Origin of the sequence: Arthrobacter sp. 9E16, from assembly GCF_002929435.1 — a bacterium.
Lineage (GTDB): Bacteria > Actinomycetota > Actinomycetes > Actinomycetales > Micrococcaceae > Arthrobacter_B > Arthrobacter_B sunyaminii.
In genome coordinates this window covers 735888-760186 of sequence record NZ_PJIU01000003.1, presented here as the reverse complement: position 1 = coordinate 760186, position 24299 = coordinate 735888, and the positions used below count along the sequence as shown (strand labels likewise).

Here is a 24299-nt window from a genome sequence, read left to right as displayed (position 1 = left end):
AGGTCCTGCCGGCAGGCGGCGTCGGGGATTATCATCCCCGACGTCGCCTGTGTGTTAACCGGTATTTCCGGCTAACGGGCCGTTGCACCGGCTGGCCGGCGCTTGGCCTGGGCCGGCCGGTATTTGGAAACTGTTGGATCCCCGGTCAGCCAGTACCGCCAGGGATACTCGTCCGTACCTCCGGCTCCGCTGACACCTACCCGAGGTCCGACGGACACTTTTTCCGCCGGGACGGGCTCGGTCGGCAGTTCCAGACGCAGCGGGGCGGCAAAGACATCGGCGCCGTCGAGAGCACGGTCGATCCCCAATGCCTGGGCCAGCCTAGCGGGGCCGCGGGCCAGATCCAGATCGGTCCGCGGGTTGTTGCGGCGCATCCTGGCGGTTTCAATTCCGCTGACAATTTCGCCCGCCCGGAGCAGCAGCCCGGTGGCATGGCCGTCCTCGCCGCACACCACGTTGGCGCAGTAGTGCATTCCATAAGTGAAGTAGACGTAGAGATGGCCGGCCGGGCCGAACATGGTGTTGTTCCGGGCGGTGCGGCCACGGAACGCGTGGGAGCCGGGATCAACGTCCCCCATGTAGGCCTCTACTTCGGTGACGCGAACACTCACCGGTTCCCCGCCGTCGTCGTGCGTCAATACTGATCCCAGCAGATGGCGTGCGGCCTCCGTTGCGGGCACCGCAAGCCGTGACCTCTCGCTTTTGTCTTCCATCCTTCGACCGTAACAATTGCGGAGCCGTCCCGTGGAATCGTGCAGCTTCCGAAACTAAACCATGGGCCGGTAGAACCGCTCCAACGCTGCCAAGCGGTGCGAATTCGGATGCGGCATGCCGCCGTCGAGCTGGTCGCGTGCGGAGTCTAAAGCCATGTGCCACCCAGCCAGCAAAGCAGCGGTCTGGTCCTGGCTTCCGGTCACGGGCTGGCGGACGGTGACCCTGGTTTCCTCGCCGTCGTTGGTCATCTCCAGCTCCGCTTCCCCGCCAACTCTGAGCCTGCGGCCGGCGGCATCAACGGCGGCCTCCACATCCTCCGCCGGGGCCCGGTACCAACGGTCAAAGACCAGTTCAGCGTCGGATCCCGAGCCGGTGACCAGCCCCATGGTGGGCGAGACGTCGAAATCTTCCGCATACGCATCCCGAAGAGCCAGCCACGTTTCCATGCTGTCCCGGGCGGGTTCCTCTCCTGCCGCAACGGAAGCGAAAGCGGCCAAAATACCTTGCCACCCGGCACTGCCCTCGGCGAGGAAATCCGGGGTGTCGGTCCGGGAACGGAACAGCAGCAGTGCTCCCCCGCTGCTTGCCAGGACCTGCCATTCCAGCACGGACTCCGATCCCAGCTGGTCCTCCCATGTGATCTGAAGGCTCGAGCGCGGTTCCAGCTGGAGCACGGTTCCGAAGCTGGATCCGCCGTCCATCTCCAGCGTGTATTCCTTGCCTAATTGCCACTCGGGGCTCAACTGGCCGAGCCAGCGCGAAATCTTCTCCGGATTCGTCAGAATGTCCCAGATATGGGCCGTGGGGTAATCGAACTGACGGTCGAAGGCCACCGCGTATCCGTCGGAAAGCCTCTCGATTCGGCCTTCTGGAACGGGGGCGGAAGTGATCTGTCCAGGCATGGCAGGGTCCTCCTGTCCGGGTACGGCCGGAATGGGGTTTTGTTCAGCGTAGCCCTTGGCCGGGCGGATCCGTAAGGTTCTGCGCGCACTTCAGCCACCGGATACGGGTACTGGCTTTCGTGCAGAAATTACCTGATTTGCCGGCGGTCCTCAGCGGGCGAAAAGGTCGGTGGCGGCTGACAGGCTTATGCCATGAAGACGACGACGGTGTGCGGCTCCCGGATAGATCCTCCTCCCGATCCCCTATGGCTTCCGGATGCCGATTGGTCCGCGGAGGTGTTGGAGTTTTGGAAGGTCGCGGACGAGGAGTCGGTGTTCTCTGCGGCGCAGTTCTCTGCGGGGCAGGCATGCGCCAGTACTTCCGCGCCGAATCCGGAGTGGGGCCCGCCGAAGGGACTCACCGGTTCCTTGGTATTGGGCTCCGCCGATTCCCTGAACCAGGAATTGACGGGCGCCGCCTTGCAACGGCTGAGGGTTTTGGACGGCTGGACAGCATCAGCGCGGGCTCGACTCATACATCGGCAGCATCAGCTGATGGTTGAGGATCTTGAGCAGTTCAACAGGAAGCGTGCCGCCGAGGATTCAGCTTGCGGGCGGCCCGCCGTTGCGCGAAAGGTGGATCCGGCCCTTGCCTTTACTCTTGCGGCCACTGAGATCGCCACCCTGCTCGGGATCCCGGAAGGAACGGCAAGGGCCCTGGTTGATGAGTCCGTCGAGTTGTGCGAACGTTGCCCGGAGACCTTGGCCTTGCTGGAAAAGGCGGAGATCAATCCCGCTCAGGCCCGCACCATCCTGGATCAGACGCGCTCGCTTATTGCGGAGGAAGTGCCGGCCGGAATTTCCCGTTCACCCGGTGCCACGGCCGGACAGGTTTTTCCTGCCGGTGCCGCCCACGCCATGGAACAGGAACTTCTGAAGATGGCTCCGGGCCTGACCAATGCCCAGTTGGTTCGAAAGGCACGCCGCCTGCGGGAAAGGAGCTACCCGGAAACCATCCCGGTCCGTCATCAAACCGCGTTCGAGCAGCGGAGGGTCTGGTTCCAGCCGCAGCCCGATGGTATGGGACATCTCACCGCATATCTTCCTGCCGACAAGGGGCAGAGCATCTTTGGCGCGCTGACCGGAGCGGCACGCGGCGAACAGTTACTGGGTGATCCGCGGTGCCTGGACCAGCTGCGCACCGACATCCTTGCGTCCCTGCTCCTGCACACTTCCGAACCTTGGGTTGGAAAGCCACATGGCACCCGGACTCCGGACAGTGACGTTCCGGATGACGATGAGGCTGTGGACATTGAGGCTCTGGACACTGTGGCTCTGAACATTGTGGCTCTGAACAACGCATACACCCGGGAACTCGGCAACGAACCCGGCGCAACGGAGGTCCCCTGCGTCGGAGCCGGCAACCCGTTCGATGTTCCGCCCCTGCCTTCCGGTACGGTCCCGGAGATCATGGTCCTGATAAACGCTGAAACGCTGTTTGGCGTCGACGACGCCCCTGCCGAACTTGCCGGCTACGGATCGATCAGCGCGCAGGAAGCGCGGCGGCTCGCCCGCACAGCATGCCGGTGGACCGGATTGGCCCAAGATCCCCAGACGGGCCAGATTCTGGGAGTTGGGCGGCGTCGAAAGGTGCCGTCCGGACTGCGGAGGTGGCTGCAGGCGAGGGACCAAACCTGCCGCTTCCCGGGCTGCAGTACGGGCGCTGCCCGGACCGAAATAGACCACACCATACCGTGGGCACACGGCGGCCCGACCGAACACTGGAACTTGGCGAACCTTTGCAAGAAACATCACCGACTCAAGACCCTGGGCCATTGGAAGGCCCGGCAGGTTTCGCCGGGGGTCTTGGAGTGGATCTCGCCTCTCGGACGTCGTTACCGGACTCAGCCGGAACTCACGCTTGGACACCTTCGCGCGCCTCGGACAGCTGACTCGCACCTCGAACCAGAAGTTGAGGAGTCACCACCGCCCTTCTAACCCCACTGGCTTGGTAAAACGTCTCGCGGCTGATGCCGGAGGCTGGATCTCATCTGTCGCACGCCTGTGCTGGCTACTGGCTACCGGCTGCTGGTCACCGGCTGCTGGCCGGGACTATTTGGCGGGAATGCCTGATGGCCAGGGCAGCAGTTTGGGAAGGTCGATACCGTCCGCGGCCGCCTCGGCCCGCAGGCTGCCCAGGTTAGGGGTTCTTCCGGCGAGCCAGGCGGCAATGTCAGTAGCCATACCATTTACTGACACGGTGCTGCCGGTCGTGGCGAAGGTTTGAGTACCGGTATTTCCGGTAAGCACACGCGGGGCCATGCCGAAGGGCTGCAGCCTCAGGCGTACTCCAGCAGGAACGCGGGCGGAGAGGAAATCAAACAGGTGCTCGCAGAATTGCGGTGACCAGCTGTCGGCTTCGCTGCCGGTGCCCAAGTCGGTTGCATGGATCACGAGTTCCCGCCACAGGGCCAGTCCCCCGTCCCGCACGACTCCGTCACGGTAGGAAATGGGTGCGTGCCAGTCCTCGTCACTGAGGTCGCCGAAGGCCGACAGGGCACGGTCCAATGCTGCGTCGAGCTCTGCGCGAAGCCGGTCTGCCGAACGAACGGAACCCTCTTCGATGGCACGGTTGCGGCCGTCAGAACCGCCGTCGTACAACTCAATGGTTTCGCCCCGGGCCGCATAGTCCAGCTGGCGTGCCATGGCATCAGCAACACCGGCCACGTGCGCCAGAACATGTCCGCGGGACCAGCCCGGGAGCCGGGAGGGAGCACGGACATCGGCGTCTGTCAGCGAGGCGACGCGGCTCCGAAAATCCGCTGCAGCAGTCCCCACATTGGACAGCAGCTGGGAGGAGGCGGGACGGTCCGGGGACTTGGGAACAGACGAACCCGGAGCATTAGAAAAACCAGTCATTGACCCACCTTATGGGAGCCGGAGCATTTCGCCACGCAGCGGCGCTGGCCCAGTGGATGCGTTCCGGCGCAGGCCCTGTGGATGCGTGCCGCCGGTGGCCGATGGGACAGCTGGAACCTAAAGTCAAAAATCAGAGCTGGTAGCGGTGGCGGATGTGGTGCCGGCCCGGGTCTGCCTGCCAAAATTCGATCTCGGACGGTTGCAGCGCATACACCTGCCACTGCGGGTTCTCAGAACCATCCGCTCCCGGCCGTTCCTCCCAGTCCCGTGCCGAGACGGTATCGGACAGCTGGACAACGGCGCCGGCCACCCGGATTTGCCGTCCCAGCTCGGACCAGTAGAAGTTCATGGCCGCACGGGGATTCGCCTCAAGCTCCCTGCCCTTCCGCGAGGTTCGGGAGGTGGCAAAGTGCCAGCCGTCGTCGTCGAGATCTTTCAGGATGAGCATCCGTGAGGACAGGTTCCCGCCCGCGTCGGCCGTGGCCAGCGAAAAGGCATGGGGCTGGCGGACGCCTGCGGCCAGTGCGTCGTCCAGCCAGGAGCGGAACAGCTCAGCTGGATCGGCAGGCGCGCCAGCGCGGTCGAAGCCCGGCAGATCCTCCGGAAAATCGGGCAGGGCACGCAGCATCAGCCGGAAGGAGTCGCTCATGGCCTAAGGGTAGCCGCTGGATATGTGGCACGCCCACGGCCCTCGAAGCCAAATGAAAAGGAGCCCAAGAGAAGCCGGAAGGACCCCGGAAAGGCATCAGCTCTCCGGGGTCCTTCCGAGGGGTGCGTGTATTCAGGCAGCGGACGGGGTCACGCAGCGTAGCTGCGAGCTGTCTCCAGCTCGGACTTCAGCGCAGTCAGCTGCGCTTCCACGGCAGACTGGGCCGTGCCGCCCTGGGCGCTGCGGCTGTTCAGCGAACCTTCAGTGCTCAGCACGGTCCGCACTTCAGGGGTCAGATGCTCCGAAATGCCGGCATAGTCCTCGTCGGTCAGGTCCCACAGTTCGACGCCGCGGCTTTCGGCCAGCTGTACAGCAGCACCGGAGAGCTCGTGCGCTTCACGGAAGGGAACGCCCTGGCGAACCAGCCACTCAGCAATGTCCGTGGCCAGGGCGAAGCCCTGCGGTGCCAGCGCCTGCATGCGCTCGGTGTTGAACGTGAGCGTGGCGATCATGCCGGAAACCGCCGGAAGCAGGACTTCCAGGGTATCGGCAGCGTCAAAGACCGGTTCCTTGTCTTCCTGCAGATCACGGTTGTAAGCCAGTGGTAGTCCCTTCAGCGTGGCCAGCAGGCCGGTGAGGTCACCGATCAGGCGGCCGGCCTTGCCGCGGGCCAGCTCGGCCACATCCGGGTTCTTCTTCTGCGGCATGATGGACGACCCGGTGGAGAACGCATCGTCCAAGGTCACGAAGGAGAACTCCTTGGTGGCCCAAATGATGATTTCCTCGCTGATCCGGGACAGGTCCACGCCGATCATGGCGGCGACCCAGGAGAACTCCGCGTAGACGTCACGCGAGGCGGTGCCGTCAATGGAGTTCCAGACGGCTGAGTCAAAGCCCAGCTCGGCAGCCACTGCATTGGGATCCAGCCCGAGCGAAGAACCGGCCAGGGCACCGGAGCCGTAGGGCGACACCGCGGCCCGCTTATCCCAGTCCATCAAACGCTGCACATCGCGCAGCAAAGCCCAGGCATGCGCCAGCAGGTGGTGGCTCAGCAGCACGGGCTGGGCGTGCTGCAGATGGGTGCGTCCGGGCATGGCCACCCCAAGGTGTTTTTCGGCCTGTTCCATGAGGGCATCAACCGTTGCCAGGACACCGGTGGCGATGATCCGGGCATGATCGCGCAGGTACATCCGTCCCAGCGTGGCGATCTGGTCATTGCGGGACCGGCCGGCGCGGAGCTTGCCGCCCAACGCAGGACCGGCGCGCTCAATGAGTCCGCGCTCCAGGGAACCGTGCACGTCCTCATCCGAATCGGCGGGGACATAGGCACCCGAGCGGACATCGGCGTCGAGCGCGTCCAGGGCGGCGAGCATGCCCGCCAGCTCCTCGTCGTCGAGCAGGCCGGCTGTGTGCAGCACGCGGGCGTGCGCACGGGAGCCGGCAATGTCGTAGCCGGCAAGCCGCCAGTCGAAGTGGGTGGACTTGCTCAGCGCCGCGAGGGCGTCAGCGGGACCGCCTGCAAAGCGGCCGCCCCACAAAGCGCCCTGGACGGTGGAACCCGCAGCTGGGGTTCCGGCCGGTTCAACCGGCGGCTTGCCGTGATTCATTTCCTACTTACCTTCTGCCAAACGCTGGTCGCGGCCGGAGGCCACCTTGGAGGACATGCCGAACAGCTCAATGAAGCCGCGGGCCATGGACTGGTCAAAGCTGTCACCGGTGTCGTAGGTGGCCAGGTTGAAGTCATACAGCGAGGAGTCGGAACGGCGTCCGGTCACCACTGCACGGCCGCCCTGCATGTTCATGCGGATGTCGCCGGAGACGTACTTCTGGGTGTCCTCGATGAAGGCGTCCAGGGACTTCTTCAGCGGAGAGAACCACTGGCCGTCGTAGACCAGCTCGGTCCAGCGCTGGCCAACGGTCTTCTTGAACCGGGCCTGCTCGCGCTCCACCGTGACGTTTTCCAGTTCACGGTGTGCGGTCATCAGCGCCATGGCACCCGGAGCTTCATAGATTTCGCGGCTCTTAATACCGACAAGGCGGTCTTCGACAATGTCGATGCGGCCGATGCCCTGGGCGCCGGCACGGCGGTTCATTTCTTCGATGGCCTGCAGCGGCGTGACGGGCTTGCCGTCGATCGCCACCGGAACGCCTTCCTTGAAGGTGATGACCACTTCGTCGGCGGCAAGGCCGGCAGCGGGATCGGAGGTGTACTCGTACACGTCCGGGGTGGGACCGTTCCAGATGTCTTCCAGGAAGCCGGTCTCCACGGCGCGTCCCCACACGTTGGCGTCGATGGAGAACGGGTTCTTCTTGGTGGTGACGATCGGCAGGTTCTTTTCCTCGGCAAAGGCGATGGCCTTGTCACGGGTCAGGGCAAGGTCGCGGACCGGGGCGATGCACTTCAGGTCCGGGCCCAGGGTCTGGATGCCGACTTCAAAGCGGACCTGGTCGTTGCCCTTGCCGGTGCAGCCGTGGGAAACGGTGGTGGCGCCGAACTCACGGGCAGCAGCGACAAGGTGCTTCACGATGACCGGACGCGACAGGGCAGAAACCAGCGGGTAGGAATCCATGTACAGGCCGTTGGCCTTCAGCGCCGGCATGCAGTACTCGGAAGCGAATTCGTCCCGGGCATCTGCAACGTAGGCTTCGACGGCGCCGCAGGCCAGGGCGCGCTGGCGGATGGTTTCCAGGGATTCGCCGCCCTGTCCGACGTCCACGGCCACGGCGATAACCTCAGCACCGGTTGCTTCGGCGATCCAGCCGATAGCCACCGAAGTATCCAGGCCACCGGAGTAGGCCAATACAATGCGTTCGCTCACGAAATATGCTCCTCTTGCGTTGTGCGCAGCCGTAGACGGCTGCCTGTCGATGAAAGTAGATGAAAGTTGTTGGGTCCGGTGCCTGCCGAAATCGGCGTCACAGGATGCGGCTGTCCGGGGCCTGCCCGTTGGCGGTGGCCTCGTCCGCGATTCGCAGGAAGCGCGCCGCCACGTCGGCGCCGCCGTCGGGCTCGCGGGTGACCATTACCACCGTATCGTCACCGGCAATGGTGCCCAGAATAGACGGCAACACTGAATGGTCGATGGCCAGGGCCAGGAAGTTCGCGGCGCCCGGAGGAGTCCGCAGCACCACAATGTTGCCCGAGGCCTCCGCCGTGACCAGCAGTTCCCCGCACAATCGGGCCAGGCGGGCATCCAGGACTTCCGCTGAAACCCCCGACTGCGGCGCCCGCTGTCCTCCCTCGGAAGGCACCGCGTATACCAGCACCCCCTCGTTGCCGCGCATCCGCACCGCGCCCAGCTCCACCAGGTCCCGGGACAGCGTGGCCTGGGTGACCTGGACGCCGTCGTCCGCGAGCAGCGCAGCGAGCTCCGCCTGGGACCGGACCGACCGGCTGGTCAGCAGCGTGCGGATGCGGGCCTGGCGTGCAGTCTTGGTTGCCGGCATGCTCATGCTGCACCCCCGGAAACTGCCTGTCCCTCCGGAACTCCGGTCAGGCCCGAGCGCGCCATCAGCCACACCATGAGCGCTTTCTGCGCGTGCAGGCGGTTCTCTGCTTCATCCCAGACCAGCGACTGCGGGCCATCGATGACGTCGGCAGAGATTTCGTAGCCGCGGTAGGCGGGCAGGCAGTGCAGGACGACGGCGTCGTCCGCTGCCTGCGCCATCGCTGCGGCGTCCACGGCGAAGCTGCGGAACAGCTCGGAACGGGCCGCCTTTTCGTCCTCCTGGCCCATGGAGACCCAGGTGTCGGTGGCGACGACGTCGGCTCCGTCCAGTGCTTCGGCGGGATCGGTGGTGATCATCACCGATCCGCCGGTTTCTTCGGCACGTGCGGCAGCGGCGTCGACAATCAGCGGATCCGGCAGGTAGCCGATCGGACCGGCGACCCGGACGTGCATTCCCGCAGTGACGCATGCCAGCAGGTAGGAGTTGGCCATGTTGTTGGCGCAGTCCCCCAGGTAAGTCAGGGTGAGGCCGGCGAGGGTGCCCTTGTGCTCACGGATGGTCATGAGGTCAGCCAGCAGCTGGCACGGGTGGTAGTCATCCGAGAGCGCGTTGATTACCGGAACCCGCGAAGCCGCAGCCATTTCTTCGAGCCCGGACTGCGCGTAGGTGCGCCAGACAATGGTGGACACCATGCGTTCCAGCACCTTGGTGGTGTCCGTGACGCTTTCCTTGTGCCCGAGCTGGGACTCCCCGGCACCGATGATGAGCGGAACACCGCCCAGGTCGGAAATGCCCGCAGCAAAGGAAACCCGGGTTCGGGTGGAGGTCTTGTCGAAGATCACGGCGACCGTTTGCCGGCCGGTGGATTCGCCGGCATAGGGCTGGTATTTATAGCGGTCCTTCTTCAACAGGTCAGCCAGGTCCAGCACCTCGGTCTGCTCGGCCTGGGTGAGGTCGGTGTCGACCAGGAAATGGCGGGTCATGATTTTCCTTCGGTTGTTGCGGGGGCAGAGGCTTGCCCGTTAGTTGCAGCCTGTCCGTTAGTTGCAGCTTGTCCGGTGGCAGATGCTGGTCCGGTGATGGCGGCTGAAGTGTCCTGGGCGGCACGGGCGGCGGCCAGGATTCCCGGCAGTGCATCAACAAAGGAGTCGGCCTGTGCCGCGGTCAGGATCAGCGGCGGCGCCAGACGCAGGGTTCGCGGCCCGGTGGCGTTAATGATGAATCCGGCCTCCAGGGCAGCTGTCACGGCGGCCGGTGCAATCTCGTCGGCCAGGTCGAAGCCGATGAGCAGGCCCGCCCCCCGGACTTCGGTGACGCCGGGAACGGTTGCCACCGCCGTCCGCAGGTGCTCGCCGGTCTTTTGCACCTGCTCCAGCAGCCCGGTGGATTCAATCACGTGCAGCGTAGCCAGCGAGGCGGCGGTGGCCACGGGGTTGCCGCCAAAGGTGGTGCCGTGCTGGCCGGCGGTCAGCAGCGAGGACACGCTTTCGCCGAAGGTGATCAGTGCGCCGACGGGGAAACCGCCGCCCAGACCCTTGGCCAGGGTCATGGCGTCCGGCAGAACCCCTTCGGAGGCAAACCACGCTCCGGTGCGGCCGATGCCGGTCTGGACTTCGTCCACGATCAGCAGGGCGCCTGCAGCTGAAGTGATGTCGCGGGCTGCCTGCAGGTATCCGGCGGGCAGCGGAACCACACCGGCTTCGCCCTGGATGGGCTCGACGAAGACGGCGGCCACGGTGTCATCCACTGCAGTGCGCAGGGCCTCGACGTCGCCGAAGGCAATGTGCTCCACTCCCCCGGGCAGCGGTTCGAACGGCGCCCGGTAAGCCTTCTTGGCCGTCAGGGCCAGCGCCCCGAGGGTCCGGCCGTGGAATGCGCCCTCCAGCGCGATGATGCGGGTGCGCTGCGGGTTGCCGTCGGCCGCCGTTCCGGTATTGCGCCGGGCCAGCTTGAACGCCGCCTCGTTGGCTTCGGTGCCGGAGTTTGCGAAGAAGACCTTGGAACCAACGGGGGCCCCGGAAAGCTGGAGCAGCTTTTCCGCCAGAGCCACCTGTGTCGGGCTGGTGAAGAAGTTGGAGACATGGCCCAGCGTGGCGAGCTGGCTGCTGATCACCGAGGTCAGGAACGGATGGGCATGGCCGAGTGCGTTGACGGCAATGCCGCCGAGCAGGTCCAGATAGGGCTTGCCGTCGGCGTCCCAGACGGTGCACCCGCTGCCGCGGACGAGAACCCGCTGCGGGGTGCCGAAGACGCCCATCAGCGAGGAGCCGTAACGCTGCAGCCAGTCCTGCGATGACCCCGTGAGGCCGTCGAGGACGGTTTCCGCGGAGCTGGGGTTCGTCTGGATCTCTGTCTGGATCTGGGAAACGTCGCTCATGCCTGCTCCTCCGGAACAACCTGGGTGCCAATGCCGGCGGTGGTGAAAACCTCCAGCAGCATGGAATGGGCCATCCGGCCGTCCACCACGGCTGCCCGGTCCACCCCGCCGTCAACCGCCGTGAGGCAGGCCTGCATCTTCGGAATCATGCCGGCTTCCAGGGAGGGCAGCATGTCGCGCAGCTCCCCCGCGGTCAGCGCGGAAATCAGGGAGGTCTTGTCCGGCCAATTCGAGTACAGTCCCTCAACATCGGTCAGCACCACCAGGCGTGAAGCACCAAGCGCCACGGCCAGGGCGGCGGCAGCAGTATCCGCGTTCACGTTCAATACCGCACTGGTGAGCCCGCCGTCGGCGTCGACCTCGGGAGCCACCGTGGAAATAACCGGAATGCGTCCGGCTTCGAGCAGGTCGACAATGGCGCCGGGATTGACTCCGGTCACCTCGCCGACCTGGCCAAGGTCCACTTCCTGGCCGTCGATTACGGTTCCGATGCGTGTTGCCTGCAACAGCCCGGCGTCTTCGCCGGAGAGTCCGACGGCGTACGGGCCGTGCGCGTTGATCATGCCTACCAGCTCGCGGCCCACCTGGCCGGTGAGCACCATGCGGACGGCGTCCATGGCTTCGGGGGTGGTCACACGCAGTCCGCCCTTGAATTCGGACTTGATGCCCAGGCGTTCCAGCAGGGAATTGATCTGCGGGCCGCCGCCGTGCACCACCACCGGACGCACTCCGACGTGGTGCAGAAAAACGATGTCCTCGGCGAAGGCACGGCGCAGGTCATCGTTGACCATGGCGTTGCCGCCGTATTTGATCACCATGATGCTGCCGGCAAACCGCTGGATCCACGGCAGCGCTTCGATGAGGGTGGCGGCCTTGTCCTGGGCGGCCAGTTGTTCCCGAACTTCTGCAGTTGTGCTCATGTCAGTCCCCGATCAGCTGCTGTAGGCCGAGTTTTCGTGGACGTAGTCCGTGGTCAGGTCATTGGTCCAGATGGTGGCGCTTTCCGTGCCGGCGTTGAGATCAATTTCGACCGTCACCTTGCGGCCGGTCAGATCCACCAGGTCCCGGGAGTCTCCGATTCCCCCGTTGCGGCACACCTGCACTCCGTTGATCGCCACGTTGATCCGGTCCGGCTCAAACGCGGCATCGGTGGTTCCCACGGCGGAAAGGACACGGCCCCAGTTGGGGTCATTGCCGAAGATGGCCGTCTTGAAGAGGTTAGACCGGGTGACGGCGCGGGAAGCGGTTTCAGCATCGGCCACGGTGGCGGCGTTAAGCGTGGTCACGGCGATGTCGTGGCTGGCGCCCTCGGCATCGGTGATCAGCTGCTGGGCCAAAGAATGGCAGACCTCGGTGAGGCCCGCGTTGAATTCCGCCTGGTCCGGGACGGTGCCGGAAGCGCCGGAAGCCATCAGCACCACGGTGTCATTGGTGGACATGCAGCCGTCCGAGTCGGTGCGGTCAAACGTGACGGCAGTGGCTGCGCGCAGCGCCGTGTCCAGGGCGGCAGCCGGCAGCTGCGCGTCGGTGGTCAGCACCACGAGCATGGTTGCCAAACCCGGAGCCAGCATGCCGGCCCCCTTGGCCATGCCGCCGATGGTGTAGCCGCTGCCGGTGAACACTGCCTGCTTGGCGACGGTGTCGGTGGTCATGATCGCCTCGGCGGCGGAAGCGCCGCCGTCGGCCGCCAACGCCTGAGCGGCGGTCTCCACACCGGGGAGGATTTTCTCCATGGGCAGCTGCTCACCGATAAGCCCGGTGGAGCAGACCACCACGTCCGAGGCGGAGATGCCCAGGACCTCGGCCGTCTTCTCGGCGGTGGCGTGCGTGTTCTGGAAGCCCTGGGGTCCGGTGCAGGCGTTGGCGCCGCCGGAGTTGAGGATCACGGCATCGGCGCGGCCGTCCGTGAGCACCTGACGGGACCAGTGCACCGGCGCTGCAGCCACCCGGTTGCGGGTGAAGACGGCGGCTGCGGCCTTGGACGGACCGTCATTGACCACGAGGGCCATGTCACGGCCGCCGGACAGCTTCAGTCCGGCGGTGATGCCGGCGGCGCGGAAGCCGGCCGGGGCAGTGACGCCGGTCGTGACAGCAGTTTCGTTGACAGTGCTGGCTGCTTCAATACTGTTTTCAGTGGTGCTCATTACGGGGCAACTCCCTGCGTCATCAGGCCGGCGGTCTCTTCAAGGCCAAGGGCAATGTTCATGGACTGCACCGCTCCGCCTGCGGTGCCTTTGTTCAGGTTGTCGATCACGCAGGTGACAATCACCCGGTTGGCATGCGCGTCGTAGGCCAGCTGCAGGGCGGCGTAGTTGGAACCCACCACCATCTTGGTGGCGGGCCACTGGCCCTCGGGCAGCAGCCGGACAAAGTGTTCGCGGCCGTACGCTTCCTGCCAGGCTGCCCGAAGCTGTTCCGGGGTGACGCCGGGCCGGACCTTCGCCGTGGCCGTGGTGAGAATGCCGCGGGCCATCGGTGCCAGCGTGGGGGTGAAGGACACGGCCACGCTCTCACCGGCCGCAGCCGAGAGGCCCTGCTCAATCTCCGGTGTGTGGCGGTGACCGCCGCCCACTCCGTAGGGACTCATACCGCCCATCACTTCCGAACCCAACAGGTGCGGCTTGGCCGCTTTGCCCGCGCCGGAGGTTCCGGAAGCAGCAACGATGACTACGTCGTCGGGCTCCAGCAGCCCGGCAGAGAAGCCCGGGGTCAGCGCCAGCAGCGAGGAGGTGGGATAACATCCCGGAACCGCAATGCGGTTGGCGCCCTTGAGCCGGTCACGGTGACCGGGCAGTTCCGGGAGCCCGTACGGCCACGAACCGGCATGCGGAGAGCCGTAGAACTTCTCCCACGCCAGCGGATCTTCCAGGCGGTGGTCTGCACCGGCGTCGATCACGAGGACGGAAGGATCGAGCTGGGCCGCAATGGCGGCGCTGGCACCGTGCGGGAGCGCCAGGAAGACGACGTCGTGTCCGGCCAGGTTCTCCACGGTGGTGTCCACCAGGACACGGTCTGCGAGCGCATGCAGGTGCGGCTGGAGTTCGCCCAGACGGGATCCGGCGTTGCTGTGCGCGGTGATGGCGCCAATGGTGACGGAGGGATGCCCAGCCAGCAGGCGCAGGACCTCGCCGCCGGCGTACCCCGAGGCTCCTGAGACAGCAACTGAAATCGTCATGGTTTTACCCTACAGCAGATTTATGCAGGAACCTTCATATTTATACATTCATGACGCATGCCCCGATGCTGCGTGACGCCGGCGCCCCAACAGACGAAGCCGTGCGCCGGGGTCGATGCTGCCCTACGATGGCAGCAACACCGAAGCCGTGACGGAAGAGACATTCCATGCATAAAGCTATTGTGGTACCCGCCCCCGGCGGGCCGGAAATCCTGCGTGTCGAAGACGTGGACCTCCCCCAGCCGGGACCCAAGGAACTGCTGGTGCGCGTGGCCGCCGCCGGCGTGAACTTCATCGACACCTACAAGCGCAGTGGCGTGTATCCCATGGAGTACCCGTTCATTCCCGGCGTGGAGGCTGCCGGCACCGTAGTGGCGACAGGCCGCGATGTTGAGGACTTTCGGGAAGGGGCGCGGGTTGCCACCGCTGAAGGCGGTGGCACCTACTCGGAGTACATGATCCTGGAGGCGGACAAGGCGCTGCCGGTCCCTGACGGTGTCAGCGACGAGACGGCGGCCGCCCTGCCCATGCAGGGCATGACCGCACATTACCTGTGCAACTCCGCCTTTCCGGTGGAAGAGGGCCAGACCGTCCTCACGCATGCGGGCGCCGGAGGCGTGGGCCTGTTGCTGATCCAGCTGCTCAAGGCCAAGGGCGCAAGGATCATCACCACGGCGTCCACCGACGAGAAGCGCGAGCTGGCACGCTCGGCGGGCGCCGACCATGCACTGGGCTACGAGGGATTCGCCGAGGAAGTCCGTCACCTGACGGACGGCGTGGGTGTGGACGTGGTGTACGACGGCGTGGGCAAGGCAACGTTCGAGGGTTCACTGGCGAGCCTGCGCAAGCGCGGCATGCTGGTCCTGTTTGGCGGAGCCTCGGGACAGGTGCCGCCCTTCGACATCCAGAAGCTGAATTCCGGCGGTTCCCTCTACCTCACCCGCCCGACCATTGGCGACTATCTGCTCACACGCGAAGAACGGCAGTGGCGTGCCCATGACCTGTTTGAAATGGTTCGTGAAGGAACGCTGAACGTGCGCATCGGCGGAACGTATCCGCTCGCTGAAGCAGCCCGCGCCCAGGAGGACCTCGAGGGGCGGAAGACCACCGGCAAGGTGCTGCTGATTCCGTAGCCTGAGGGCTTGCCGCCTTTACTCCGTGGCCGCCCTTGTCCTGGTTGTTACCGGCGTTCTGTGCGGCGCCTTGGAGAGTCATGCCCACAGGCGATGGAAAGCCTCGGAATATTCCTCGCTGGAGGGCACCTCCGGGTGCGCTCGGGTACCCGGCACGTAGTCGTTACTCTCGATTGCTGCACCGGCATGACATTTACTGGGATCGATATCCGCCGCAGGCACTGGCCATAGGAGCAGATATCGCCAATCCGTAAGAGAGTCTTAAATGCTGTGCATGCCGGTCTTGTTTCAAAAGGGAAACCCGCTGAAGTCTCGGCCCCTGTACCTATCCGAAGGGGCAATCACATGAAAATAGCCCTTATCACCGAAGGAACCTACCCGGTCGTCACAGGCGGCGTAAGTACGTGGTGCGACCAGCTCCTGACCGGACTTCCGGAGCACGACTTTGACGTGGTCGCCCTCACGGGCAGCGGAGCCGAAAAACCCGTATGGGTGGTGCCCCCCAATGTTCGATCGGTTCGACTGATTCCGGTCTGGGGACCCTCCGCTTCTCCGCTTCGCCCCACCCCCCGGCGCCGCTACTGGATTGAGTCCACCCAATATGAACTTGAGCGGTTGTGGGACGCCGCGCTGGGATCCGAACGGCAGGATCCCGTGGGGAGGACCGCCAACGCCCTGCAGCACCTTGTGGGCATCAGTGACCGGATTGGATTGGCTCGCTCCCTCGCAACCCGTGGCTCCGTGGCAGCGATCATTGCTGCATGGACCCGGCATCTGGTCAGCGTCGGCGAACCTCCCATCTCGGTCGCGGACGCCGTCATGGCTGCCAGCATCGTGGACCGTGCCCTTGCCCTCCTCGATCACCGGCTGGGAAAGGTGAATGTGGTCCATGCCTCCAGTAACGGTCCCTCGTCCCTGCTCGCGCTGGCGCAGTCATGGCGGCACGGAACACCCATCCTGCTGACTGAGCACGGGGTATACCTCCGTGAGCGCTACCTGGCGCTCTACGGCGCTCATTTATCCTGGCCGGTGCGACGCGCGGTCACCGCGTTCCTGCGGCGGCTGTGCCAAGTCGTGAACGTACGCGCACACATGGTCCTTCCCGTGAACCAGTTCAATGCCCGCTGGGAGCGCCGGCTCGGAGCGCTTCCGGAGCGTATTTACACGATTCCCAATGGAGTTGACCCGTTGACTTTCCTGCCCGTCACCTCCGAGCCGGACCTTCCAACCATCAGCTTTGTGGGCCGGATCGATCCCCTGAAGGACCTGGAAACGCTGATATCCGCTTTTGCGCTGGTTCGTGAACGGGTGCCTAATGCCCAACTGCGCATTTTCGGTCCAACTCCCAAAGAAAACGCAGCCTACAAGGAGCTGCTGGTTGCCCTGACGCGGGCTCTCGGTGTGGCAGAGGCAGTTCATTGGGAAGGCCCCAGCAAAGGCAGCCGGCCGGCCATTGAGGCCGGTCACGTGGTAGCACTGTCGAGTATTTCGGAAGGGCTGCCGTTCACTCTGATCGAAGCGATGATGTGCGGTCGCGCAACAGTCAACACCGATGTTGGAGGCGTAGGGGAATGCCTTGACGAGCACGAGTCCACAGGCATGCTGGTTGCCGCCCGGGACCACGCTGCGTTTGCAGATGCCTGTGTCTCCCTGTTGACCGATCCGAGGCGCCGGGCCGCCATGGGCGCCGCAGCACGGCGACGGGCGCTTTCCGAGTTCACGTTGGAGCGGTGCCTGACCCGGTACCGGGAGGCCTACCTGGCCGCCCGTACCGGAAGGCTGCTGAAACCGAAGCAAGGCACTGCCATTTTGGCGTCGGCGCCGACCGGCTCGTTCCCGACGAAAATGACCGCACTCCATGACGCAACACCGCTGGACGCAGTGGCGCTGAGGGTGTCGGCATGAGCGCTGACAGTGTTGCTGTGCCCGGAGCAGGGAGGCCGGTGGCGGCCTTCTCGAACGATCAGGCCGGTTTCGACGCGGTTGACGTGTACGAGATTACCGCCAGGCTGGAGTCCTCCGGCGTCACCGACCGCACCGCCCGCAGGTGGCATGGAGCCAGGGACGTGTTCGACTACGCCCAATCCCTTGTCCAGGTGCGCACAGTGATCCGGAGTGCAGGCAACCAGGAATCCTGGGTGTCCCGGGACGCACTGTTTGAGGCCGTCCGGCGAGGCATAGTCCTGATCCTGGGTGCTTTTCTCGGCGGTCTCACTGCCACAGTGATGGCCGCCAGCACCCGGGAAGTCCTCATCGCAGGAATCGGCGCTTGGATTATCGGTCAGTCCATCTCGGGCATCGTTTGGGCACAGGCCGGTGCTGGGCAGGTGAACCGCGGGGTCGCCCGCGGGACCGGTGCAACCATCCTGGTCATCCTGGCCCTGGCCTGTTACTTAGCGGTTTCCACGGTTCTTCCCGGCCATGACCAAGGCTGGGCGGGCCTCCTCATGGCCTGGTGCTGGTACTCCTGCGTCGTCTCCATGCTTGTAATCCTCGGCAGCTCCCGGTTGTTGTTAACGATCCTGGGGCTTGCCGTCCCAATTGTTGCCCTGGCGCTGATCCTGAACCACCGCACTGCCACGGCCATTGTTGTGTCCGTGGCAGTCCTGGTGCTGGCGTCGGTCACCGTTGTGCTGGTGATGCACCTGCGAACCAGCAGCGATCGGCGCTTGTTCGGGCACGGAGGCTGGAGCGCTGCTGTCGCGCCGGCCGCCCAGGCCTCCTTTCTTGCCGCGGCTCTGTCATTGGCTCTGACCCGCCTGCCGGACTGGGAGGGAACAGCGCTTATCGTAGCCACGGTCGTCGCCGCGGCAGCCACGGATCCGGCTCTGGTGCTCATGCGGCAGCGACTCGTCTGGTCCTCCAACCGGACCCCCCTGCTGCGGCACGCAGCCCGGAACGCACGGTCGCTCACCATGACAATGTCCGCAGCGATAGTAGTCATCTCCGCTTCTGTATCCACCCTTGTGGTCGTCTTCCTGGTCGAGGACACCCGAGTTGCCACCACCGTGCTGGTGGCGGCGGCCTTCAGCTCCCTGGCCACTACGTCCACCACGCTGGCCGCCTTTGGGCTGCCTGGCGGCGGAGTGGTTTTTGCCGGTGCCGCTTTCTTTTCCGCGGAGGCCTGGATTGCAGCAGGAAATACAGCCGGCATACTCGTAGCCGCGGCGTTCCTGGTAGCCGGGATCGGCGTGCTGCTGAGCCGCGTGTCCGATCCGAGGACGTACGCGTGAAGAAAGCACGGACCGCCATTCCCTGGTACGTCCATCCGGCTGTTGCTCCGCAGGAATGGAGTTGGTTGGCCGCCCAGCACGGAAGGGTTTCGTTTGCCATTCTCAATGTCCACAACGGGCCGGGGCACGACGACGACGAGTACTATCCTGCCGCTGTGGCGGCACTGCGGCCGTGCATACGCCTGCTTGGGTACGTGCGGGTGAATTACGGAAACCGGCCGGTGGCGGACGTTGCCCGGGACATTGAGACTTGGCAAAGGCTGTACCGTCTCGACGGAATCATGCTCGACGAGCTTCCTTCCCATCCGTCAAGCCTTGCGCAGTGCGCTCAATACGCTGCCGCCGCTCGAACCGCAGGAATCACCTTCCTGGCCGCAAACCCCGGCAGGTTTCCCTCGCAGGCACATCTGAATCTGTTCGATGTCACCGCTGTCTTTGAGGGCACAGCAGAGGCCTACGCGGATTTTCGCCAACCAGACTGGGCCCGCAGCATACCGCCGTCCCAGCTGTGGCATTTGGTGTACGGCTGCGGCCCCGATGAGATCGAGGCCGTCCGCCTTGCTGCAGGAAGTCACGGCGCAGGGTATGTCTTTGCCACCGACCGGACCCTGCCCAACCCTTGGCTGGGAACCTCCACCGCCGTCTCCGCCCGTTTGTCCGCTGAGAGGGTGAGTCCGTGAAAAGACATCTCCGGCACAAAGCGCGCGTTGCCGCGGTGACCTGCGCCGCGTTCCTCCCGTTCTCACTGGGCGCCTGCACACCCGTTCCTGACGTCACGGCCGAGGTCATCCCGGAAGCGCGGGCGGAGCCAGTGTCTGTGCGGTGGACCCCGTCTCCCTCAGACAGCTGGCAGTGGCAGCTGAGCGGTGCGCTGGACCTCACGGTGGACGCCGCCGTGTATGACGTCGACTACGAGACAGCAACACAGACGGACATTGACACCCTAAAGGAAAACGGCAGGCATTCGATCTGCTATCTGTCCGTAGGTTCCTGGGAGGACTTCCGGGGCGATGCAGAACAGTTCCCGGAAACGGTCCTGGGGAACACTTTGGACGGCTGGCCGGATGAGCGGTGGCTGGACATCCGCCGGACGGACGTTCTCCTGCCGATCATGGCAGCACGAATGGATACCTGCGCGGCAAAGGGATTCGACGCCGTGGAACCCGACAATGTTGACGGCTATGTCAATGAGACGGGCTTCCCGCTGACGGCGGATGACCAGTTGGCCTACAACCGGTCCGTTGCAGAACTGGCCCATGCCCGCGGATTATCGGTGGGCTTGAAGAACGATATCGACCAGATTCCCGAACTGGCGGATGACTTTGATTTTGCCGTCAATGAGGAGTGTTTTCGGTACGGGGAATGTGAGGCGTACAAGCCCTTCGCCGACGAGGGAAAGGCCGTTCTGCACGTCGAATATCAAGGGCCGCTGGACTTTTGCGCCGAGTCCCGGCGGATCGGGCTGTCCTCCATGCTGAAACCGCTGGATCTTGGGCCGGCCAGGTCCTCCTGCTGAGCGGCATTTCCCTCAAGGAGATACTCCCGGATCCCTGTTCGTGACCCGCCCTGCGCTGCCACACTTATGCTGACCCCGGAAAACGTGAGTGGCGGATCGGACGGGCCGCCTGCACCCAGATAAGGAAGTAGTAATCATGGACGGAAATCTCTCCCCCTCGGCACCGCCGGCACTGCGCGAGTATTACCGCATCCTGTCCGAGGGGCCGGAGGCCTATGGCGACGGAAGCACCCTGCGCCCTCTTTTGTCCGAGCAGCTTGACTTCACCGGCGCCATGGCCGGCCACCGTCCGGATGCCACTGAAAGCTTCCTGCAGGGAGTCAGCGGCTTCATCGCAACTGTGGAAGGCCTCGACATTCTCCGGGAGGTTCACGACGAGTCATCGTCGGCAGTGCTTTACGATGCCGCAATGCCTGGCGGAAACGTGCGGTTCGCGGAGTTTTTCACCTTCGACGGGGCTGGGCTCATCAACACCCTCCACGTCCACTATGACGGCGCGGACTACATCGCCAAGGGCGGCCGCTGAGGGCATCGAAACGGCGAAGGGCCCCGCCGAAACCCGGCAGGACCCTTCAGTGCACCACAGCTGTTAGCGCTGGACGGCACCAAACCGCTCGGCAGCCAGCGCGACGGCGGCGGCCCGGGACTCCGACGCCTCATCAGCAGTCAGGGTCCGGTCCGGAGCACGGAAGCGCAGAGCGAAGGCCAGGGACTTGTGCCCCTCTTCAATTCCCTTGCCCGAGTAGACATCGAACAGCGCGATGTCCTCCAGCAGTTCCCCGGCGCCTTCGCGCAAGGTCTCCAAGACAGTCTCGGCGGGAATGGAGGCTTCCACCACCAGTGCCACGTCCTGGGTGGTGGCCGGGAACGAGGAAATCGCACGGGCCACAATCACCTCGGGCGCGGCGTCGAACAGGGCATCGGCGTCGAGCTCCAGCGCCACCGTACGGGCCGGCATGTCACGCGCGGCCAGCAGCTTGGGATGCAGCTCGCCGGCGTAACCAACAGTTTCTCCGCTGCGCAGGGACAGCTTGGCGGTGCGTCCGGGATGGAAGGCCTGATGCTCGCCCTGGCTCACCACCAGTTCCACGCCCAGCACGTCGCCCATCAGGCGGGCGGTATCCACGGCGTCGGCCCAGTCCCAGGCGCGCGGGGTGAAACCGGCGCCGGGCTGTGACTCGTGGCCGGTGAACAGCACGCCAATGTGCAGCGGCTGATCCGGAACGCCTTCATACAGGGAGTCCAGGACTTCCTCCGACGGGCGGACGCCCAGCGGAGGAATGGACGCCGTTCCCAGCTGCTCCCCGGGCAGGAAGACCGACCCGGACTCAAACAGGGCCAGATCGCGGAAACCGCGGGAAAGGTTGCGCTTGGCGACCTCGAACAGTCCCGGCAGCACCGAGGTGCGCAGGAAGCCAAACTCGGCACTGAGCGGGTTCGCCAGCTTAACCGCGGCAGGCGAGGTGCCGGCGTCGGGCGTTCCGAAGGTGTTGTTGTCCTCTTCCGTGACGAACGGATAGGACAGCACCTCTGTCAGTCCGGAAGCAGCAAGGGCCTGCTGCAGGCGGCGGCGCTGCTGCTGGATCCGGGTCAGTCCCCGGCCGGGAGGAGCCGTGGGCAGGGTGGACGGAATGTTCTCGTAGCCCACCAGGCGGATGATTTCCTCGGTAAGGTCCTCGCGCGTCTCCAGGTCGGGGCGCCAGCTCGGCGGCGTCACGGAGTAACCGCCAGCCGTCTTCGCCACTGCGGCACCCAGATCGGTCAGCGTTCCGGTGATCTGGTCCTCGCTGAAGTCGTAACCGATCAGCTTGGAGGCGAAGTCTGCCGGCAGGTCAATGGCCTTGGCCTCCGGGGCCGTGCCGACGTCGGTCACTGATGCGTCGACGGTGCCGCCGGCCAGTTCGGTCAGCAGGTCCACGGCACGCTGCGCAGCAATGTCGGCGATGTTCCAGTCCACGCCGCGCTCAAAGCGCTTGGACGCCTCGGACGGCAGGCGGTGCCGGCGGCGGGAGCGGCCAATGCTGACTTCCTCGAAGTGCGCGGCCTCGATCAGGACGTTCTGCGTGGCATCGGACACTTCGGTTTCCGCACCGCCCATCACGCCGGCGATGCCAATGGCACCGGAATCGTCGGTGATGAGCAGATCCTCGGGATCCAGCGTGCGGACCTTTTCATCCAGGGTCTTCAGCGTCTCCCCCGGAGTTGCCCGGCGCACCACGATGTCCCCGGAAAGCTTGTCCAGGTCATAGAAGTGCAGGGGCTGGCCCAGTTCCAGCATCACGTAGTTGGAAATATCCACGATCAGCGAGATTGAGCGCATCCCGGCCAGGCGCAGCCGCGAGGACATCCACGGCGGAGTCGGGCGCGTGGGATCCACGCCGCGGACGGTCCGGGCCACAAAGCGGTCGCAGCCGGCCTTGCCGTAGATCGGCGCGCTGTCTTCCAGCCGCACGCCGTAACCCTTGCCGTCGGCTTCGGGTACGACGACGGCGGCAGCCGGGTCCGTGAACTTCGTTCCGGTGGCGTGGGCGTATTCGCGGGCGGCGCCGCGGATGGAGAACACGTAGCCGCGGTCAGGGGTGACGTTGATTTCTGCGGCCTCGTCATACAGGCCCAGCAGGTCCATGGCGTCGGTGCCGATCTCGGGATCCAGCCCCAGCCGGGAAAGGACCAGGATGCCGTCGTGGTCATCGCCGATGCCCAGTTCGCGCACCGAGGCGATCATGCCGGCGGACACGTGGCCGTAGGTCTTGCGCGGGCTGATCCGGAAGTCTCCGGGCAGCACGGCACCGGGAAGGGTGACCACCACTTTGTCACCCACCGTGAAGTTGTGCGCACCGCAAACGATGCCCTGCACTCCGGAGGGGTCAATGCCGTCACCTGTGAGCGTCTGCTCGGCGCCCTCGGGCACCACGCGGACGGAGCACCAGTTGATGGTCTTGCCGTTCTTCTGGGGCTCGGGCTCCATGGAGAGGACCTGGCCAACAACAATGGGGCCGGACAGCTCGTCGGTGGGACGGTGGACGTCCTCTTCCTCCAGGCCTACCTTGACCAGTTCGGCCATGACGTCTTCGGCGGTTGCGTCCGCCGGAACCTGGGCATACTCGCGCAGCCAGGAAAGTGGGATTCTCACTTAGATCTCCATCCCGAAGTGTTCGCTGAAACGTACATCGCCCTCGATCATGTCGCGCATGTCCCCCACTTCGTTGCGGAACATCAGTGCGCGCTCAATACCCATGCCGAAGGCAAAACCTGAATAGACCTCGGGATCAATGCCGGCCGCGCGCAGCACGTTCGGATTGACCATGCCGCAGCCGCCCCACTCGATCCAGCGCGGGCCGCCCTTGGCGCCGGGGTGCCAAATGTCCAGCTCGGCGCTGGGCTCGGTGAAGGGGAAGTAATTCGGGCGCAGGCGCACCTTGGCTTCGTCGCCGAACAGCACGCGGGTGAAGTGCTCCAGCGTACCCACGAGGTCCGCCATGGTGAGGCCCTTGTCGATGGCCAGGCCCTCGAACTGGTGGAACACGGGGGTGTGCGTGGCATCGAGTTCATCCGTGCGGAACACCTTGCCCGGGCACAGGACGTAAATGGGCAGCTCGCGCTCGAGCATGGAGCGGACCTGCACCGGCGAGGTGTGCGTGCGCATAACCAGGTGGGCTTCGGGCGGCTCCACGAAGAACGTGTCCTGCATTTCGCGGGCCGGGTGGTCCGGCTTGAAGTTCAGTGCGTCGAAGTTGAACCACTCGGATTCCACTTCGGGGCCTTCAGCGATTTCCCAGCCCATGCCCACAAATACGTCGATGACGCGGTCCTGCAGGGTGGACAGCGGGTGGCGGCCACCCATGCGGCGGCGGCGCGGAGCTGCGGTGACGTCCACCGCCTCCTCAACCAGGATCCGCGCGTCGCGCATTGCCTCCAGCTCCACGGTGCGGGCGGCGAGCGCGGCGTTGATGCGTCCGCGGGCGGGTCCCACGAGCTTGCCGGCGGCGGACTTCTGGTCCTTGGGAAGGGAACCGATGGTGCGGTTGGCCAGGCTCAGCGGCGACTTGTCGCCGGCGACGGCGATGCGGACGTCTTTGAGAGCATCCAGATCCGCTGCGGCGGCAATGGCTGCGAGCGCCGCATCGACGGCGGCGGCAACTGCTGCTTCATCCAGCGGGTTGGGGGGTTCGGGGACGGTGTCTGGGGAGTTCGTCCCCGGTATGGAGTTCGACATGTACAGTTCTTACCTATTTCCGGCCCTGTTGATGGA

At 65.1% G+C, this 24299-nt stretch carries 21 protein-coding genes; 7 read left to right on the top strand and 14 right to left on the bottom strand.

Annotation, left to right across the window (positions count from 1 at the left end):
- Positions 1-71: 71 nt before the first annotated feature.
- Both CXR00_RS15735 and CXR00_RS15730 read right to left on the bottom strand, forming a co-directional pair.
- On the bottom strand, positions 72-713 hold the full coding sequence (locus CXR00_RS15735) for a DNA-3-methyladenine glycosylase (protein WP_104055450.1): 642 nt from the start codon (positions 711-713) through the stop codon (positions 72-74).
- Between the two features lie 54 nt (positions 714-767).
- Positions 768-1616: an SRPBCC domain-containing protein gene (locus CXR00_RS15730; RefSeq protein WP_104055449.1), complete on the bottom strand. Its 849-nt coding sequence runs from the start codon at positions 1614-1616 to the stop codon at positions 768-770.
- Positions 1617-2150: 534 nt separating this feature from the next.
- On the opposite strand from CXR00_RS15730, the gene CXR00_RS15725 reads away from it, so the two are divergent.
- Positions 2151-3593, top strand: a complete 1443-nt coding sequence (locus CXR00_RS15725; protein ID WP_181032588.1) for an HNH endonuclease signature motif containing protein — start codon at positions 2151-2153, stop codon at positions 3591-3593.
- A 114-nt stretch (positions 3594-3707) separates the two neighbouring features.
- Here CXR00_RS15725 and CXR00_RS15720 read toward each other — a convergent pair whose 3' ends face one another.
- The 10 genes from CXR00_RS15720 to argC all read right to left on the bottom strand — a co-directional run bounded on the left by CXR00_RS15720 (position 3708) and on the right by argC (position 14165).
- Positions 3708-4514, bottom strand: coding sequence for a maleylpyruvate isomerase family mycothiol-dependent enzyme (locus CXR00_RS15720; RefSeq protein ID WP_104055447.1), 807 nt, complete (start codon positions 4512-4514; stop codon positions 3708-3710).
- Positions 4515-4644: 130 nt separating this feature from the next.
- Positions 4645-5163 carry a pyridoxal 5'-phosphate synthase gene (locus CXR00_RS15715; protein ID WP_104055446.1) on the bottom strand — a complete coding sequence of 173 codons (519 nt, stop codon included), beginning with the start codon at positions 5161-5163 and terminating at the stop codon, positions 4645-4647.
- Positions 5164-5312: 149 nt separating this feature from the next.
- Positions 5313-6770, bottom strand: a complete 1458-nt coding sequence (gene argH, locus CXR00_RS15710; RefSeq protein WP_104055445.1) for an argininosuccinate lyase — start codon at positions 6768-6770, stop codon at positions 5313-5315.
- Between the two features lie 3 nt (positions 6771-6773).
- Complete coding sequence (locus tag CXR00_RS15705) at positions 6774-7982, bottom strand: argininosuccinate synthase (RefSeq protein ID WP_104055444.1); 1209 nt, start codon at positions 7980-7982, stop codon at positions 6774-6776.
- Between the two features lie 97 nt (positions 7983-8079).
- On the bottom strand, positions 8080-8616 hold the full coding sequence (locus CXR00_RS15700; protein ID WP_104055443.1) for an arginine repressor: 537 nt from the start codon (positions 8614-8616) through the stop codon (positions 8080-8082).
- On the bottom strand, positions 8613-9596 hold the full coding sequence (argF, locus tag CXR00_RS15695; protein WP_104055442.1) for an ornithine carbamoyltransferase: 984 nt from the start codon (positions 9594-9596) through the stop codon (positions 8613-8615). The genes CXR00_RS15700 and argF overlap by 4 nt, the downstream gene beginning before the upstream one ends.
- Positions 9593-10990, bottom strand: coding sequence for an acetylornithine transaminase (locus tag CXR00_RS15690; protein WP_104055441.1), 1398 nt, complete (start codon positions 10988-10990; stop codon positions 9593-9595). The genes argF and CXR00_RS15690 overlap by 4 nt, the downstream gene beginning before the upstream one ends.
- A complete protein-coding gene (gene argB / locus CXR00_RS15685; protein WP_104055440.1) occupies positions 10987-11910 on the bottom strand; it encodes an acetylglutamate kinase in 924 nt (307 codons plus the stop codon). Before argB ends, CXR00_RS15690 begins: the two co-directional genes overlap by 4 nt.
- Positions 11911-11922: 12 nt before the next feature.
- Positions 11923-13134 (bottom strand): bifunctional glutamate N-acetyltransferase/amino-acid acetyltransferase ArgJ, encoded by a 1212-nt coding sequence (gene argJ, locus CXR00_RS15680; RefSeq protein ID WP_104055439.1) that lies wholly within the window; start codon positions 13132-13134, stop codon positions 11923-11925.
- The gene (argC, locus tag CXR00_RS15675) at positions 13134-14165 is read right to left on the bottom strand and encodes an N-acetyl-gamma-glutamyl-phosphate reductase (RefSeq protein ID WP_104055438.1); all 1032 of its coding nucleotides are present in this window, start codon (positions 14163-14165) and stop codon (positions 13134-13136) included. Before argC ends, argJ begins: the two co-directional genes overlap by 1 nt.
- 167 nt (positions 14166-14332) lie before the next feature.
- On the opposite strand from argC, the gene CXR00_RS15670 reads away from it, so the two are divergent.
- The 6 genes from CXR00_RS15670 to CXR00_RS15650 all read left to right on the top strand — a co-directional run bounded on the left by CXR00_RS15670 (position 14333) and on the right by CXR00_RS15650 (position 20573).
- Entirely contained in the window at positions 14333-15298 is a 966-nt protein-coding gene (locus CXR00_RS15670) for a quinone oxidoreductase (RefSeq protein ID WP_104055437.1), read from the top strand.
- Between the two features lie 345 nt (positions 15299-15643).
- Positions 15644-17203 carry a GT4 family glycosyltransferase PelF gene (gene pelF, locus CXR00_RS15665; protein WP_104055436.1) on the top strand — a complete coding sequence of 520 codons (1560 nt, stop codon included), beginning with the start codon at positions 15644-15646 and terminating at the stop codon, positions 17201-17203.
- Positions 17200-18531, top strand: a complete 1332-nt coding sequence (locus tag CXR00_RS18355) for a hypothetical protein (protein WP_181032587.1) — start codon at positions 17200-17202, stop codon at positions 18529-18531. The genes pelF and CXR00_RS18355 overlap by 4 nt, the downstream gene beginning before the upstream one ends.
- Positions 18528-19211 carry a spherulation-specific family 4 protein gene (locus CXR00_RS18350; RefSeq protein WP_181032586.1) on the top strand — a complete coding sequence of 228 codons (684 nt, stop codon included), beginning with the start codon at positions 18528-18530 and terminating at the stop codon, positions 19209-19211. The genes CXR00_RS18355 and CXR00_RS18350 overlap by 4 nt, the downstream gene beginning before the upstream one ends.
- A complete protein-coding gene (locus CXR00_RS15655; protein ID WP_219816029.1) occupies positions 19208-20047 on the top strand; it encodes an endo alpha-1,4 polygalactosaminidase in 840 nt (279 codons plus the stop codon). Before CXR00_RS18350 ends, CXR00_RS15655 begins: the two co-directional genes overlap by 4 nt.
- Positions 20048-20183: 136 nt before the next feature.
- Positions 20184-20573, top strand: coding sequence for a hypothetical protein (locus CXR00_RS15650; protein ID WP_104055435.1), 390 nt, complete (start codon positions 20184-20186; stop codon positions 20571-20573).
- A gap of 63 nt (positions 20574-20636) precedes the next feature.
- On the opposite strand, the gene pheT is transcribed toward CXR00_RS15650, so the two are convergent.
- On the bottom strand, positions 20637-23180 hold the full coding sequence (gene pheT, locus CXR00_RS15645) for a phenylalanine--tRNA ligase subunit beta (RefSeq protein WP_104055434.1): 2544 nt from the start codon (positions 23178-23180) through the stop codon (positions 20637-20639).
- A complete protein-coding gene (gene pheS / locus CXR00_RS15640; protein ID WP_104055433.1) occupies positions 23181-24263 on the bottom strand; it encodes a phenylalanine--tRNA ligase subunit alpha in 1083 nt (360 codons plus the stop codon). It lies immediately after the preceding gene.
- Positions 24264-24299: the final 36 nt, after the last annotated feature.